The organism is Streptomyces sp. NPDC028331 (assembly GCF_055565775.1).
In genome coordinates this window covers 148,847-164,628 of the sequence record NZ_JBVHTR010000019.1, presented here as the reverse complement: position 1 = coordinate 164,628, position 15,782 = coordinate 148,847, and the positions used below count along the sequence as shown (strand labels likewise).

General features: G+C 72.2%; 12 protein-coding genes, 1 rRNA gene and 1 pseudogene. 8 read left to right on the top strand and 6 right to left on the bottom strand.

Annotation, left to right across the window (positions count from 1 at the left end):
- A 5S ribosomal RNA gene (rrf, locus tag ACZ4SW_RS26310) occupies positions 1–86 on the top strand; the annotation flags it as partial.
- 90 nt (positions 87–176) lie between these two features.
- Here rrf and ACZ4SW_RS26305 read toward each other — a convergent pair.
- The 5 genes and pseudogenes from ACZ4SW_RS26305 to ACZ4SW_RS26285 all read right to left on the bottom strand — a co-directional run bounded on the left by ACZ4SW_RS26305 (position 177) and on the right by ACZ4SW_RS26285 (position 5,722).
- Complete coding sequence (locus ACZ4SW_RS26305; protein WP_468250537.1) at positions 177–1,487, bottom strand: DUF58 domain-containing protein; 1,311 nt, start codon at positions 1,485–1,487, stop codon at positions 177–179.
- Positions 1,487–2,477, bottom strand: a pseudogene (locus ACZ4SW_RS26300) (AAA family ATPase). Before ACZ4SW_RS26300 ends, ACZ4SW_RS26305 begins: the two are co-directional and overlap by 1 nt.
- Positions 2,477–3,667, bottom strand: coding sequence for a DUF4350 domain-containing protein (locus ACZ4SW_RS26295; RefSeq protein WP_468250533.1), 1,191 nt, complete (start codon positions 3,665–3,667; stop codon positions 2,477–2,479). The pseudogene ACZ4SW_RS26300 and the gene ACZ4SW_RS26295 overlap by 1 nt, the downstream one beginning before the upstream one ends.
- Positions 3,664–4,380, bottom strand: coding sequence for a DUF4129 domain-containing protein (locus ACZ4SW_RS26290; protein WP_468250531.1), 717 nt, complete (start codon positions 4,378–4,380; stop codon positions 3,664–3,666). The genes ACZ4SW_RS26295 and ACZ4SW_RS26290 overlap by 4 nt, the downstream gene beginning before the upstream one ends.
- 4 nt (positions 4,381–4,384) lie before the next feature.
- Positions 4,385–5,722 carry a glycerophosphoryl diester phosphodiesterase membrane domain-containing protein gene (locus tag ACZ4SW_RS26285; RefSeq protein ID WP_468250529.1) on the bottom strand — a complete coding sequence of 446 codons (1,338 nt, stop codon included), beginning with the start codon at positions 5,720–5,722 and terminating at the stop codon, positions 4,385–4,387.
- Between the two features lie 140 nt (positions 5,723–5,862).
- Between ACZ4SW_RS26285 and mtnA the strand changes: the two genes are divergently transcribed.
- The 7 genes from mtnA to ACZ4SW_RS26250 all read left to right on the top strand — a co-directional run bounded on the left by mtnA (position 5,863) and on the right by ACZ4SW_RS26250 (position 14,522).
- Entirely contained in the window at positions 5,863–7,008 is a 1,146-nt protein-coding gene (gene mtnA, locus ACZ4SW_RS26280; RefSeq protein WP_468250527.1) for an S-methyl-5-thioribose-1-phosphate isomerase, read from the top strand.
- Between the two features lie 8 nt (positions 7,009–7,016).
- On the top strand, positions 7,017–7,706 hold the full coding sequence (gene mtrA, locus ACZ4SW_RS26275; RefSeq protein ID WP_200417736.1) for a two-component system response regulator MtrA: 690 nt from the start codon (positions 7,017–7,019) through the stop codon (positions 7,704–7,706).
- 1 nt (position 7,707) lies between these two features.
- Complete coding sequence (mtrB, locus tag ACZ4SW_RS26270) at positions 7,708–9,759, top strand: MtrAB system histidine kinase MtrB (protein ID WP_468250525.1); 2,052 nt, start codon at positions 7,708–7,710, stop codon at positions 9,757–9,759.
- On the top strand, positions 9,749–11,581 hold the full coding sequence (locus ACZ4SW_RS26265) for an LpqB family beta-propeller domain-containing protein (protein WP_468250523.1): 1,833 nt from the start codon (positions 9,749–9,751) through the stop codon (positions 11,579–11,581). The genes mtrB and ACZ4SW_RS26265 overlap by 11 nt, the downstream gene beginning before the upstream one ends.
- A 117-nt stretch (positions 11,582–11,698) precedes the next feature.
- Positions 11,699–12,559 carry a ComF family protein gene (locus ACZ4SW_RS26260; protein WP_468250521.1) on the top strand — a complete coding sequence of 287 codons (861 nt, stop codon included), beginning with the start codon at positions 11,699–11,701 and terminating at the stop codon, positions 12,557–12,559.
- A gap of 317 nt (positions 12,560–12,876) precedes the next feature.
- The gene (gene hpf, locus ACZ4SW_RS26255) at positions 12,877–13,569 is read left to right on the top strand and encodes a ribosome hibernation-promoting factor, HPF/YfiA family (protein WP_468250519.1); all 693 of its coding nucleotides are present in this window, start codon (positions 12,877–12,879) and stop codon (positions 13,567–13,569) included.
- Between the two features lie 206 nt (positions 13,570–13,775).
- Positions 13,776–14,522 carry a response regulator gene (locus ACZ4SW_RS26250; RefSeq protein ID WP_468250517.1) on the top strand — a complete coding sequence of 249 codons (747 nt, stop codon included), beginning with the start codon at positions 13,776–13,778 and terminating at the stop codon, positions 14,520–14,522.
- A gap of 21 nt (positions 14,523–14,543) precedes the next feature.
- On the opposite strand, the gene ACZ4SW_RS26245 is transcribed toward ACZ4SW_RS26250, so the two are convergent.
- Entirely contained in the window at positions 14,544–15,746 is a 1,203-nt protein-coding gene (locus ACZ4SW_RS26245; protein WP_468250515.1) for a winged helix-turn-helix domain-containing protein, read from the bottom strand.
- Between the last annotated feature and the right edge of the window lie 36 nt (positions 15,747–15,782).

Below are 15,782 nucleotides of genomic sequence, written 5' to 3'. Positions count from 1 at the left end.
GTTACATTCCGAACCCGGAAGCTAAGCCTCACAGCGCCGATGGTACTGCAGGGGGGACCCTGTGGGAGAGTAGGACACCGCCGAACAATTCTTGAGAAAACCCCCGTGCTATTCGGCACGGGGGTTTTCTGCGTTCAGGGGGCGGTGCGGCAGGGCCCTGACCCGCCGCCCCGGATTCAGAGCCGCCCCGACGCCTTCAACGCCAAATACGCGTCCGCCAATGCCGGCGCGAGATCGTCCGGTGTCGCGTCCACGACTGTCACCCCATGACGCCGCAGCCGCTCGGCCATGCGTGCCCGTTCCGACTGGGCCTGCGCCGCCGCAGCGGCCTCGTAGACCGCATCCGTGCTGCCCCGGGCCGTGGCCATACGGGTGATGTGAGGGTCGGCCACCGACGCCAGCAGGACCGTATGGCGCTGAGTGAGCTGCGGCAGTACCGGAAGGAGCCCTTCCTCGATCGGAGCGGTGTCCAGCGTCGTCAGCAGCACGATCAACGAGCGCCGGGGTGCCGTACGCAGTGCGGTGGCCGTGAGACCGCGTGCGTCCGTCTCCACCAGTTCCGGCTCCAGCGTCGCCATGGCGGCGACCAGCGACGGCAGGACGTCCCCGGCGGCCCGTCCCTGGACGAGGGCGCGTACCCGGCGGTCATAGGCGAGCAGATCCACGCGGTCCCCGGCACGTGACGCCAGGGCGCCCAGCAGTAACGCCGCGTCCATGGAGGCGTCCAGGCGCGGCGCGTCGCCGACCCGGCCGGCGGAGGTGCGGCCCGTGTCCAGCACCAGCAGGACATGACGGTCCCGTTCCGGACGCCAGGTGCGTACCGCCACCGAGCTCTGCCGAGCCGTGGCGCGCCAGTCGATGGAGCGGGTGTCGTCCCCGGGGACGTACTCGCGCAGGCTGTCGAACTCCGTGCCCTCGCCGCGCGTCAACACGCTGGTGCGTCCGTCGAGTTCGCGCAGGCGGGCGAGTTTGGCCGGAAGGTGCTTGCGGCTGGCGAAGGGAGGCAGAACCCGTACCGTCCAGGGGACCTTGTGAGTGCCTTGGCGGGGGAAGAGACCGAGCGGCCCGTAGGAGCGGATCGTGACGCGGTCGGCTTGGCGGTCGCCGCGCCGCGTGGGGCGGAGACGAGTCGTCACCCGGCGGCGCTCGCCCGGAGGGACCGTCAGACGGTGACGTGAGGCCGCCACTTCCGTTCCGGGCTGCCAGCTGCTGGGCGGCCAGGCGTCGCGCACGCGGGCGCGCAGCGGCCGGTTCGAAGGGTTGGTGACCGTGAGCGTCACATCGGCCGCTTCGCCCAGGCGCACGGATGTGTCGCCGGAACGGGTCAGGCCGAGTCGGCGTACCGGTGCGGCCAGCGCGAAGTCGCAGGCGCAGGCGAGCGCGAGGGAGCCGTTGACGGCGAGGATGCCTGTCCAGCCGGGATCCCAGATGCCGACCGGAAGACTGCCGAGTGCCGCGAGGAGCGCGGCGCGTCCGGTGAGTGCCATCAGCGGGGTACGGGGACGTGGGCGAGGATCGCGTTGATGACCGAGTCCGTGGTCACTCCTTCCATCTCCGCCTCGGGGCGGAGCTGCACCCGGTGACGGAGTGTCGGGAGCGCGAGCGCCTTCACGTCGTCGGGGATGACGTAGTCACGGCCCGTCAGCCAGGCCCATGCCCGTGCGGTGGCGAGCAGGGCCGTCGCACCGCGCGGTGACACGCCGAGCGTGAGGGACGGAGATTCCCGGGTGGCCCGGCAGATGTCCACGACGTAGGCGGTGATCTCGGGGGGAAACGGTCGTCTTGGCGACGGCGGCACGTGCGGCCTCGAGGTCCACGGCGCTCGCCACGGGGCGTACGCCGGCGGCGCGCAGGTCGCGCGGGTCGAAGCCCGCGGCGTGGCGGGTGAGGACGTCGATCTCGTTCTGGCGGGACGGCAGAGGGATCGTCAGTTTGAGGAGGAAACGGTCCAGTTGGGCTTCGGGAAGGGGGTACGTCCCCTCGTACTCGACCGGGTTCTGCGTCGCGGCGACCAGGAACGGCTCGGGGAGCGGGCGCGGGGTGCCGTCCACCGTGACCTGGCGCTCCTCCATCGCTTCGAGGAGGGACGACTGGGTCTTGGGCGGGGTGCGGTTGATCTCGTCCGCGAGGAGGAGGTTGGTGAAGACCGGGCCGGGCTGGAAGGAGAACTCGGCGGTGCGGGCGTCGTAGACGAGAGAGCCCGTGACGTCGCTCGGCATCAGATCGGGCGTGAACTGGACCCGCTTGGTGTCGAGTTCGAGGGCCGACGCGAGTGCGCGGACGAGCAGTGTCTTGGCGACGCCGGGCACTCCTTCCAGCAGGACGTGCCCACGGCACAGGAGGGCGACGACGAGGCCGGTGACGGCGGGGTCCTGGCCGACCACGGCCTTGGCGATCTCGGCGCGCAGGGCCTCCAGGGAGGCGCGGGCTGCGCCCGGATCCCCGGCGATCCCGGCGTTGTCAGTGGTCGGGTCCATCATGGACGGCGTACCTCTCTTTCGAGGGCGTCGAGTTGGTCGGCGAGGGCGATCAGGGCCGCGTCGTCGCCGGGCGGCGGGCCGAAGAGGAGGGAGTGCAGGGACTGTCCGTCGCCGTGCAGGTGTGCGGAGAGCGCGGGAAGCTGGACCTCGGGCGCGTGCGCCTGGGCGAGGGGGACGCCTACGAGGGGGGCGAGGCGGGTGCGGGTGGTGGAGCGCAGAGCGGCGGCCGCGCGGTCGCGGGCGTCGGCTTTGCGGTAGAGGCGGGCGCGGCCTTCGACGGTTTCGGAGGCGCGGATCGCGACGGGGAGTTTTTCGGGGACCAGCGGGCCGAATCGGCGTGCCCGCCACAGGGCGGCCAGGGCCGCTGCGATGAAGAGCTGGAGCGTGCCCCACAGCCAGCCCTGGGGGAGCAGGTCGAGGAAGCTCTGGCCGCCCGGGTCGGTGGCGGAGGTGTCGGAGAGCGAGGGGAGGTACCAGACCAAGTGGGAGCGGGAGCCGAGCAGTTGCAGGGCGAGCGAGGCGTTGCCCTGATCGTCGAGACGGTTGTTGTAGAGGATGTCGGGCGCGCCGAGGACGACGGTGTCGCCGGTCCCGGATGCGGCCGGGACGCGCACCAGGGTGGGCAGGCCGTCGCTGGGGTAGCAGCGGTCCGCGCGGGCGTCGCTCGTGCGGTAGCGGACCCCGCCCGTGTCGGCGGTGCCCGCTCGCCGGGCCGCGGGCAGCTCGCAGACGGGCTCCAGTGTCGATGCGAAGCTCGGGTCGGGGTCGACGACGACGCCGGGAGCGAGCGTGGCGGTGGACGTCTCGGGGGCGACGAGGATCGTGCGGCCCCCGGAGTTCTGCGTCGCCTGGTGCAGCAGGCTCTGCTGGCGGTGCGTCAACTCATCGGGTGCGGCGACCAGAAGCGTGGTGTCGGCGCCGGCAGCGGTACGCGCCTCGTCGAGGGTGGTGACCACGCGCGTGGACACGCCCCGGTCGGCGAGCAGCCGGGCCACGGCGTGGCTGCCGGAGGGGTCGGCGGAGCGCGGGTCGAGGCGGCCGTGCCGCTCGCCGGATCGGATGACGGCGATCACGACGGCACCGATCAGCAGGAGCACGACGGCGAGCAGGACACCGCGTGTCCGGGTCCACACCTGGCGCGCGGTGGGCGAGGCCGATGTGGGCGCGAGTGTGGCCTCGGCCGTCATCCGGCGCCTCCCTGGCGGGCGTGGTGGTCCGCGCTGAGGGCGCTGGTGGTGAGGTGGGGCCTGGCGTGCGCCAGGTCGTCGTCCAGGGCGGCGAGCCGGCGGTACGCTCCTTCGCCGGCGGCCCGGCCGCCGTATGTGACGTCGTCGAAGTCCCGGGCGGCGGCGCGCAGTCGGTCCGCGTGGTCGGGGAGGGTGCGGCCGGCCTCGGAGGCCGCCTCGTCGGCGGTGCGACCGGGGCGGATGTCGAGCAGGGCGCGCTCCTCCAGGGAGCGGACGACGGCGCGCATGCGTTCCTGGACGGCCTGGTTCCAGTGGCCCTGGGCGGCGTGCGCCTCGGCGGCCGCGCGGTGTTCGGCGGCGCTGCGGGGGCGGTCGTCGAAGAGTGTCGCGGACGAGGTGGGCAGGCGGCGCGGGGTGCCCAGGCGCCACCACAGGGCCGCGAGGAGCGCCAGGACCACCACCACGATGACGAGGAGGCCGACCGAGCCGCCGGGCGTAGCGGTGGAGGCCTCGTTGAAGAGCCGGTCGAGCCAGTCCCAGAAGGCGTTGAGGGCACGCCGCAGCAGGCTGGGGTCGTTCTGGTGGTACATCCGCTTGGACAGCTCACGCCGGGCCGCCTCCCGCGCGGGGTCGCGCGGGATCGTCACCGGTGGCCCGTCGCCCGAGCGCCACAGCACCGGTGCGGCTCTCAGCGCTCCCCCCGTCAGTCTCACCCCGTCAGCTCCCCGCGGTGGTGCCGGGGACGTGGGAGCCGTAGTCCTGCAGGCCGGCGGCGCGGGCCAGTTCGAGGTCGAGGGCCTCGCGGCGGATGCGCTGGTCGATGTAGAGGAGCACAGTGACACCCGCCGTGATCGGGAACGTGATCATGCGTCCGATCACCGAGCCGATCCCGCTGACGATGAGGAACATCCAGCCGGGGCTGCCGGTGGAGCCGCCGACCAGGCTGCCGAGGCCGTCGCCGCTGAGCACCCCGGCGATGAACGCGAAGGGGATCACGACGATCGACGCCACGATGCTCGCGATGATCTGGGCGAGCAACTGGATGCCGAGGACCCGCCACCACGAGCCGCGCACCAGCTTCGCGGAGCGGCTCATCGCCTTGCGGATGCTCTGCTTCTCCAGCATCAGGGCGGGCGAGGCGAGCGAGAAACGGATCATGAGCCACAGGGCGACGACACCGGCGCCGAGGCCGCCGAGGACGGCCAGGGACACGCCCGCCGCGGTCGACCCGGACCAGGCGATGAGGATGCCGGGCAGCGTGCCCGCGGCGATGATCGCCATGGCCATGAGCGGCAGCAGGATCGTGAGCCCGCCGAGGCGGGCGAGCTGCGGGCGGGCGTCGCGCCAGGCCTCGCCGGCGGTGACCGGTCTGCCGAGCACCGCCCTGCTGGTGACGGCCGTGAGCAGGGCCGTGGCGACGATGGTGCCGAGCAGCACGAACACCAGGACCGCCGCGGAGCTCAGCAGCGCGTCGCCCAGGGCACGGCTCACCTCGCTCAGGGAGGCGCTGGGGTCCCTGAGGGTGTCCGCGTCGGTGGTGTCGTTCAGGACCAGGCCCTGCAGCAGGATGACGACGGTCTCCGTGACGACCGCGACGGTCAGCGAGATGCCGAGGACGGTGCGCCAGTAGGTGCGCATGGTGGAGACCGCGCCGTCGAGGATCTCGCCTACGCCGAGCGGGCGCAGCGGGATCACACCGGGCTTGGCCGCGGGCGGCGGACCCCAGGCGCCGCCCCAGCCTCCGTAGCCGCTGAAGCCCTGCGGGGGGCCGCCCCAGCCGCCGGGCCCGCCGTAGCCGCCGGGAGCGGCGGGGGGACGGGCGCCCCAGCCCGGGCCGGGCGGAGGCGGTGGTGGGGTCTGGCCGGGGCTCTGGGGGTGAGGAGCGGTCCACTGCCCGGGCGGAGGCTGCTCCTTGGACCACTTGCCCGGGGGCTGCGACGGATCGGTACCGCTGTGGTCCGAGGGCTGCTCCGGGGTCTGCGCGCCGGAGGCGTCCGGCTGCTGCCCGTCGGAGGGGGCAGATCCGGGCGAGGCCCAGCCCGGAGTGTCGTTCATCGTCGCTCCTTCACGGTGCCCGTCCGCGGTCGCGGCGGCGGGTTGGCAGCCATCGTGCCACGCGGCGTCCGCCGGGGGAGCGGGGGTGGTGCGTGCTGTATGCCTTCAATAGTCGGCGGCGTACAGGGCAGACTGACCGCATGGCTGATCAGTACGCACGATCCGGCGAGGACGACGAGGCGACTGCGATACGGGCGATCCGCTGGGAGGAGCCGCCCGAAGGCCCGGTACTGGCCCTTCTCGACCAGAGAAGGCTGCCGGCCGAGGAGGTCGAGCTCGTGTGCACGGACGCGCCCGCGCTCGTCGAAGCGATCCGCACGCTCGCCGTGCGGGGGGCGCCGCTGCTCGGGATCGCCGGCGCGTACGGGGTCGCACTCGCCGCCGCGCGCGGTTTCGACGTGGACGAGGCCGCCGCCGCGCTGGCGGGTGCCCGGCCCACCGCGGTGAACCTCGCCGTCGGCGTGCGCAGGGCCCAGGCCGCATACCGGGCCGCGCTCGCCGACGGCGGTGACCTGACGCAGGCCGCGGAGGCGGCGCTCGCCGCTGCACGGGCCCTGCACCGTGAGGACGCCGAGGCCAGCGCACGGATGGCGCGGCGCGGCCTGGTGCTGCTGGACGAGCTGCTGCCGGGCGGCGGGCACCGTCTGCTCACGCACTGCAACACGGGTGCGCTGGTGTCCGGTGGGGAGGGCACGGCGTTCGCGGTGGCGCTGGCCGCGCACCGGGCGGGGCGGCTGCGCAGGCTGTGGGTGGACGAGACGCGTCCGTTGCTGCAGGGTGCTCGTCTGACGGCGTACGAGGCGGCCCGCAACGGGATGGCGTACACCTTGCTCACGGACAATGCGGCGGGCTCGCTGTTCGCCGCGGGCGAGGTGGACGCGGTGCTCATCGGGGCGGACCGGATCGCGGCCGACGGCTCGGTCGCGAACAAGGTGGGAAGCTATCCGCTCGCTGTGCTGGCCCGGTACCACCATGTTCCGTTCATCGTGGTGGCGCCGGTGACGACGGTGGATCCGGAGACACCGGACGGCGCCTCCATCGAGGTGGAGCAGCGGGCCGGGCACGAGGTGACGGAGTTCACCGCACCTCAGGTGCCGGTGGCGGGAGCGGAGGCGGGAGGCGGGATACCTGTGGCACCCCTGGGGACGCAGGCGTACAACCCGGCGTTCGACGTGACGCCTCCGGAACTGGTGACGGCGATCGTCACCGAGGTGGGTGTCGCGTCGCCTGTGACGGCCGATTCACTCGCTGCGCTGTGTGACAGGTCACGCCAGGTAACGATTTAGTTAATGGGATGATGTGGTCCATGAAGGGACGAGTCCTTGTCGTCGACGACGACACCGCACTGGCCGAGATGCTCGGCATCGTGCTGCGTGGTGAAGGTTTTGAGCCGTCTTTCGTAGCCGACGGTGACAAGGCGCTGGCCGCCTTCCGTGAGACCAAGCCCGACTTGGTGCTGCTCGACCTGATGCTTCCGGGCCGGGACGGCATCGAGGTGTGCCGTCTGATCAGGGCAGAGTCCGGCGTGCCGATCGTGATGCTCACGGCCAAGAGCGACACCGTGGACGTGGTGGTGGGCCTCGAGTCCGGCGCGGACGACTACATCGTGAAGCCGTTCAAGCCGAAGGAGCTGGTGGCGCGCATCCGCGCGCGGCTGCGCAGGTCGGAGGAGCCGGCGCCGGAGCAGCTCGCCATCGGCGACCTCGTCATCGACGTGGCCGGTCACTCCGTGAAGCGGGACGGGCAGTCGATCGCGCTGACCCCGCTGGAGTTCGACCTGCTGGTGGCGCTGGCGCGCAAGCCGTGGCAGGTGTTCACCCGCGAGGTGCTGCTGGAGCAGGTGTGGGGCTACCGCCATGCGGCGGACACCCGCCTGGTCAACGTGCACGTCCAGCGCCTGCGCTCCAAGGTCGAGAAGGACCCCGAGAAGCCGGAGATCGTGGTGACCGTCCGTGGCGTCGGTTACAAGGCGGGGCCGAGCTGACATGACGCAGGACAGTGCCGCTTCGGCGCCCGGCCGTCCCGGCGCCGGCCCGGGGCGGCCTGTCGGTCGGCGGGCGACGCGCTCCGGGTGGGAACGGTTCTTCGAGGGCGGGCTGCTGCAGGGCGGAGTCCACGGCAGCCCGGTCCTCCGGCTGCTCATGCGGTGGGTGCGCCGTCCGCTGCTGCCGATGATGCGGTTGTGGCGGCGCAACATCCAGCTCCGGATCGTCGTCACGACGCTGCTGATGTCGCTGGGGGTCGTGCTGCTGCTGGGCTTCGTCGTCATCGGGCAGGTCCGCAACGGCCTGCTGGACGCCAAGGTGAAGGCCTCGCAGAGCCAGGCCGTCGGCGGGTTCACCGTGGCCGGGCAGAAGGCCGACAGCGCGGCCAGCGCGAGCGACGGCAACGACGACTCCGGCACGGGCAACAACCCGGTGCAGAACATCAGCGGGTGGATGGGCGATCTCGTCGAGTCCCTGTCCAGCGGTGGCCAGGGCGCGTTCGACGTGGTCACGCTCAGCACCACCGCGGCGGCCGACGACTACCGCAGTCTCGGGCCGCGCGCCTCGGGCGGGGTCGACCCCAGCCTGAGCGTGCCCGAGGACCTGCGCAAGCGTGTCGACGCCGGCATGGGTGTGGCCCAGAGCTACACCCGCATCGTCTATACCGACAGCAGCCGGGCGCCGCAGCCCGCGCTGATCATCGGCAAGCAGATCAACGACCCGAACGGCGACCCGTACCAGCTCTACTACCTCTTCCCGCTCACCCAGGAGGAGAAGTCCCTCAGCCTGGTCAAGGGGACGCTCGCCACCGCGGGTCTCTTCGTCGTCGTACTCCTCGGCGCCATCGCCTGGCTCGTGGTGCGCCAGGTCGTCACCCCCGTACGCATGGCCGCGGGCATCGCCGAACGGCTGTCCGCGGGGCACCTGCAGGAACGGATGAAGGTCACCGGCGAGGACGACATCGCGCGCCTGGGCGAGGCCTTCAACAAGATGGCGCAGAACCTGCAGCTCAAGATCCAGCAACTGGAGGACCTGTCGCGGATGCAGCGGCGGTTCGTGTCGGACGTGTCGCACGAGCTGAGGACGCCGCTGACGACGGTGCGGATGGCGGCCGACGTCATCCACGAGGCGCGCGCCGACTTCGACCCGGTGACCGCGCGGTCGGCGGAGCTGCTCGCCGACCAGCTCGACCGGTTCGAGTCGCTGCTCGCGGACCTGCTGGAGATCAGCCGGTTCGACGCGGGCGCGGCGGCGCTGGAGGCCGAGCCGATCGACCTGCGGGAGGTCGTGCGCCGGGTGGTGAGCGGGGCCGAGCCGCTGGCCGAGCGCAAGGGCACGCGGATCCGGGTCGTCGGCGACCAGCAGCCGGTCGTGGCCGAGGCGGACGCCCGGCGTGTCGAGCGGGTGCTGCGCAACCTGGTCGTCAACGCGGTCGAGCACGGCGAGGGCAAGGACGTCATCGTCAAACTCGCCGCGGCGGGCGGCGCGGTCGCGGTCGCGGTGCGTGACTACGGGGTCGGGCTCAAGCCGGGTGAGGCGACCCGGGTGTTCAGCCGTTTCTGGCGGGCGGACCCGGCACGTGCGCGGACCACCGGCGGTACGGGGCTGGGGCTGTCCATCGCCCTGGAGGACGCGCGGCTGCACGGCGGCTGGCTGCAGGCGTGGGGCGAGCCGGGAGGGGGGTCGCAGTTCCGGCTGACGCTGCCGCGGACCGCGGACGAGCCGCTGCGGGGCTCCCCGATACCGCTGGAGCCCTTGGACTCACGGCGCAATCGCGGCCTCGGCGACGCCGCGGCGCCGCAGGGGGGCTCGGGCAAGCGCGCCACGGTGCCCGCGCAGGCGACCGGTGAGGCGGCGGCGCGTGCCCCGATCGCGCCGCGGCCGACCGTGGCACCGGCCGCGGACCCGACCGCGATGCCCGGCAACGGGGCGCGCGTGGTGCCACGGCCCGCCGGGGGCGCGCGGCGGCCGGACGACAGGACACAGGAGCCGCCTCGGGGCGGTGGCGGACCCGACGAGAGGGAGCAAGGGGAGGCGTTCCGTGGGCGCTGAGGGGGGCGGTCGGCGGCGTGCGCTGCTCAGGGGGGTGTACGCCGGCTGTGGTGCCGTACTGCTGGCCGGGTGCGCCTCGATGCCGGACAGCGGGGATCTGCAGGGGGTCGAGTCGACGCCCCGGCAGGACGCGCAGGTCCGTGTCTTCGCGATGCCGCCGCGTGAGAACGCGGGGCCGGCGGAGATCGTGCAGGGCTTCCTGGAAGCGCTGACCAGCGACGACCCGCAGTACGAGACGGCGCGCAAGTACCTGACGGCCGCCGCGTCGCACCGGTGGAGCCCCGACGCGTCCACCACGGTGCTCTCCGACGGGCCGAACACCGTGCCCGAGCGCACCAGGAGCCGGGACGCGGGCGACGACTACACGTACACGCTGACCGGCACCAAGCTCGCGATGGTGGACGAGCAGCACGCGTACACGCCGGACTCGGGGTCGTACAGCGCGACGGTGCACCTGACGCTGGTGAAGAAGACCGGCCAGTGGCGTATCGACGCGTTGCCGCAGGGCGTCGTGATGGGCAAGTCCGACTTCCAGCGCAACTACGTGTCGGTCAACAAGTACTACTACGCCGTGAACGTGCCCGCGGCGGAGGGCGGACAGCTCAGCACCGTCGCCGACCCGGTGTACGTGCGCAGCAAGGTGGACCCGGTGACCTCGACGGTCCGCGCGCTGCTGAACGGCCCCACGCGCTGGCTGGACCCGGTGGCGACCTCGAGCTTCCCCTCGGGCACGGCGCTGCGCAAGGACGTCACCTCCCTGTCGCCCGACGACCAGAACAAGCTGACCGTGCCGCTCAACGACAAGGCCGACCACGTCGGGGCGACCCAGTGCGACAGGATGGCGGCGCAGCTGCTGTTCACCCTGCAGGACCTGACGCCGACGGGCGTGAGCCAGGTGGAGCTGCGGGGGTCGAACAACACGAAGCTGTGCGCGCTGAACGAGAGCCGGGCCGAGGTCATCGCCTCGCACGGCACGGGCCGGCGTCCGGAGTACGAGTACTTCATCGACGGCAGGCAGCGGCTCGTCCGCCTGTCCAGCGGCAGCGGCTCCAAGCAGCCCGAACCGGTGCCGGGCGCGCTGGGCGAGGGCCAGAGGCCGCTGCGCGCGGCCGCCGTCTCGCGTGACGAGGACACCGCGGCAGGCGTCTCGGCCGACGGGCAGTACCTGTACGTGGGCTCGCTGGTGCCGGGCGCCCCGCTCGGGAACGCGGTGCTGACCAGTGGCGGTGCGTCGAAGGACGACCGGCTGACGACTCCGAGCTGGGACAGCGGGGGCGACCTGTGGGTGGCCGACCGTGACCCGAGGAATCCCCGGCTGCTGATGCTGCAGCAGGGCGCGGGCACACCGGTGGTGGTGCGCACACCGGGCCTCGACGGGCGGATCGGCAAGGTGCGGGTGGCCGCCGACGGGGTGCGGATCGCGCTGATCGTGGAGAAGGACGGCAAGACGTCGCTGCAGATCGGGCGCATCGAGAGGGACACCGCGAGGGGCGGACGGCCTGTCGTGTCGATCCTGGAACTGCACTCGGTGACTCCGCAGCTCGAGGAGGTCGCGGCCATGTCGTGGGCCGGTGACAGCCGGCTCGTGGTGGTCGGGAGCGAGGCCGGCGGGGTACAGCAGATCCGGTATGTGCAGGTCGACGGGTCCACGCCGGCGGGCAATCCGCCCGCCTCGCTCACGGGCGTGAAGCAGATAGCGGCGTCCGAGGACGAGCGGCTGCCGCTGGTGGCGTACTCGGAGGACGGGATCGTGCGCCTGTCGGCCGGGGCGCAGTGGCAGAAGGTGGTCAAGGAGGGGACGGCGCCGGTCTACCCCGGCTGACGCCGAGCGCTCCGCGCAGAGGCGTCCACCGGCCGTTCGACGAGTGCCCCCCGTTTGTCCACAGGGAGTTTTCCACAGGGCTGGCAGGGCGGCGCGGGCGTTGGCACAGTGGTCGCCATGCGGGGCTGGTGGCAGGACCTCACCGACCTGGTACTGCCGGCCGAGTGCGGAGGCTGCGGCAGGCCGCGGACGGTGCTCTGCCCCCGGTGCCGTGCGGCCCTCCACGGCACGGCGGCACGCCGGGTGCGGCCGGTGCCCGAGCCGGCGGGCCTGCCTCCGGTGCACGCGGCGGCGCCGTACGAGGGCGCGGTCCGCGCCACGCTCCTGTCCCACAAGGAAAGGGGCGCGCTCACCCTGGCGGGACCGCTGGGGGCGGCTCTGGCGGGGGCGGTGCGGGCCGGCTGCGGCTCGGTGGCCTCGTGCGCCGGTCGCCGTCCGATTCCCGTGCTGCTCGTGCCCGTTCCCTCCGCGCGGCGGGCCGTGCGGGCGCGGGGCCATGACCCGACGCGGCGGATCGCGCTCGCGGCGGCGGGACAGCTCCGCCGGGCCGGGACGCCGGCCCGGGTGGCGTCCGTGCTGCGGCAGCGGCGGGCCGTGGCCGACCAGGCGGGGCTCGGCTCCCGGCAGCGGCTGGCCAATCTCGCGGGTGCCCTGGAGGTCGCCGGAGGCGGCGTCCGGCTGCTGACCGGCGGGCGGGTCGTCCTCGTCGACGACCTGATGACGACGGGCGCCTCGCTGGCGGAGGCGGCGCGCGCGGTACGGGCGGCGCTGGCGGACGCCGAAGGCGGGGCGGAGACGGAGGTGTATGCGCGCGCGGCAGGGGAAGCAAGGGGGGAACGAAGAGCGATGGAGACGGCGGCACCGGCGCACCGGCCCCGATTGCCGTGGGGAACGGCCGCTGGGAACGGCCTGGAGGAAGGGATCTGCGCGGCCGTGGTCGCTGCCCCGCCCGAGTCTTTCGAAATAAACCGGAACTGACCGAGAACTTGCTTCGTTGCAGGTAATGAGCAGGTCAATTCAGCTGAACGGAGGTACGCCGCAGTAGAGGGTGACGACATCCGTCCGGGCGAGATATGTTCGGTTGAGAGGGAAAGGCGCAGGCCGTCCCTCCCTTGTCCGAATGCCGTGCTACGGGTTTTCTGGAACATCACCCGTAGTGGTGGGGTGGAGACCTTGCCCCTGGGGGAGGAGGAGGTGGACGTCACCGAGTCCGAGGTTCCGGCGCTCGCCGGAATCTGGTGCACAAGGGAGATGCTCCGCCAGGAATGCGGAGCAATCCGGGAACGGAGTTCTGCGTGGACATCGTCGTCAAGGGCCGCAAGACCGAGGTGCCCGAGCGGTTCCGGAAGCACGTGGCCGAGAAGCTGAAGCTGGACAAGATCCAGAAGCTGGATGCCAAGGTGATCAGCCTCGATGTCGAGGTGTCCAAGGAGCCGAACCCCCGGCAGGCGGACCGTTGCGAGCGAGTGGAGATCACTCTTCGCTCCCGCGGTCCGGTGATCCGGGCGGAGGCAGCGGCAAGCGATCCGTACGCGGCACTCGACCTGGCGGCGGAGAAACTCGAGGCCCGGCTGCGCAAGCAGCACGACAAGCGTCACACCCGTCGCGGGGTCCGCAGGCTCACGGCAGCCGAGGTGCCCGACCACGTCCCGGGTGCCGCGACGCTCAACGGCAACGGCGGCCTCGTACCGGAAGAAGAATCGGACGGGGTGCCGACCAAGAAGATCGGATCGCTCGAGGTGAAGGGCGAAGGCCCCCTCGTCGTCCGCGAGAAGACCCACGTCGCCTCTCCCATGTCGCTCGACCAGGCGCTCTACGAGATGGAGTTGGTCGGGCACGACTTCTATCTGTTCGTCGACTCCGAGACCAAGCAACCCAGCGTCGTCTACCGGCGGCACGCCTACGACTACGGCGTCATCCACCTCAGCACCGACCAGATGGTGGCCCAGGCGCCGTCGGCCGAAGCGGGCGGAACGCTCCGCGGCTGAACCCGCCGGGGTGATGGCCGAACCCGGTGCCCCTGGTGAGCCGATGCGCCCCCAGGGGCACCGGTGTGCCACCACTTCGCGCCGCGCTCTGTCACCTGACGGTCGCCCGGGCATGGAATCATGGCCGTAACGGCTCAACCGGTGGGCCGTTGCCTTGGGTTGGCGAGGGCACAGGACCACAGGCCGCAGCCTTCAGGGGGAGGAACATGGCGGACAGCTTCGGACCGACGCACGACGAGGATGCCGACGACGGCGTCGCCGGCGCGGTCCCGGAGACGAGCTCTGCACGCAAGGAGCCCATCCGCGTTCTCGTCGTGGACGACCACGCCCTCTTCCGCCGCGGTCTGGAGATCGTGCTGGCGGCCGAGGAGGACATCCAGGTCGTCGGCGAGGCCGGGGACGGTGCGGAGGCGGTCGACAAGGCGGCGGATCTGCTGCCCGACATCATCCTGATGGACGTGCGGATGCCCAAGCGCGGTGGCATCGAGGCATGCACCTCCATCAAGGAGGTGGCGCCCAGCGCCAAGATCATCATGCTGACGATCAGCGACGAAGAGGCCGATCTCTACGAAGCGATCAAGGCGGGCGCCACGGGGTACCTCCTCAAGGAGATCTCCACCGACGAGGTGGCCACCGCCATTCGCGCGGTCGCCGACGGGCAGTCGCAGATCAGCCCCTCGATGGCGTCGAAGCTCCTCACCGAGTTCAAGTCGATGATCCAGAAGACCGACGAGCGCCGGCTGGTCCCGGCGCCGCGGCTCACCGACCGTGAGCTGGAGGTCCTCAAGCTCGTCGCCACCGGAATGAACAACCGGGACATCGCCAAGGAGCTGTTCATCTCCGAGAACACCGTGAAGAACCATGTGCGCAACATCCTGGAGAAGCTGCAACTGCACTCCAGGATGGAGGCCGTGGTCTACGCGATGCGGGAGAAGATCCTCGAGATCCGCTAGCGGGACGGGGGCGCCGGGGGATCAGCCCAGGGCGCGGGCCAGCTCCCGCACGAGCGGCTCGCGCAGCTCCGGGGCGTCCACCCGCTCCACCCGCACGTTCGTGCAGTCCACCCAGCCGGCCGCCTCCAGCAGCGCCTGGGCCACCGCCGGGACCGCCTTCGCGTCGTGCAGCGTGACCTGCCTGGCGACCAGCGTGCGGCCCTCGCGTGCGGGGTCCACCCGGCCGACCAGCCGGCCGCCGGCGAGGACCGGCATCGCGAAGTAGCCGTACACCCGCTTCTGCTTGGGGACGTACGCCTCCAGGCGGTGGGTGAAGCCGAAGATCCGCTCCGTGCGCGCCCGCTCCCAGATCAGCGAGTCGAACGGCGACAGCAGCGTCGTACGGTGGCGGCCGCGCGGCGGGGTCCGCAGGGCCTCCGGGTCCGCCCAGGCGGGCTTGCCCCAGCCCTCGACCGTCACCGGGACCAGACCCGAGTCCGCGATCACGGAATCGACCTGTTCACCCTTGAGACGGTGGTAGTCCGCGATGTCCGCGCGCGTGCCGACACCGAGGGAGCGGCCGGCGAGGGAGACGAGGCGGCGCAGGCACTCGGCGTCGTCCAGCTCGTCGTGCAGCAGTGCCTCGGGGACGGCGCGCTCCGCGAGGTCGTACACCCGCTTCCAGCCGCGGCGCTCGACGCACACCACCTCTCCGTACATCAGCGCCCGCTCCACCGCGACCTTCGTGCCGGACCAGTCCCACCACTCGCTGGTCTTCTTCGCGCCCCCCAGATCCGTCGCCGTCAGCGGGCCTTCGGCGCGGAGCTGCTTGATGACCTGGTCGTAGACCCCGTCCGGGAGCGTGTGGCTCCAGTGGGGGCGGGAGCGGTAGGCGCGGCGGCGGAAGGCGAAGTGGGGCCACTCCTCGATGGGCAGGACGCAGGCGGCGTGCGACCAGTACTCGAACGCGTGCGGGTCGGCCGCGGACCGGCCGTCGGGCGAACGCGTCCAGTACGCCGCGTCGACCGCCTTGCGGCCTATGGCTCCGAGGCGGGCGTACGGAATGAGTTCGTGCGAGCGCGCCAGGACCGAGATGGTGTCGAGCTGGACGGCGCCGAGCCGGCGCAGCAGGCCGCGCACGCCGGCCCTGCGGTCGGGAGCGCCGAGGAAGCCCTGCGCCCGCAGGGCGATGCGGCGGGCTTCGTCGGCGGTGAGTTCGATGGCGGGGCGGGGGAGACTCGGCATGGTCACACCGTAGGGGGCGGCACTGACAACGCGGGA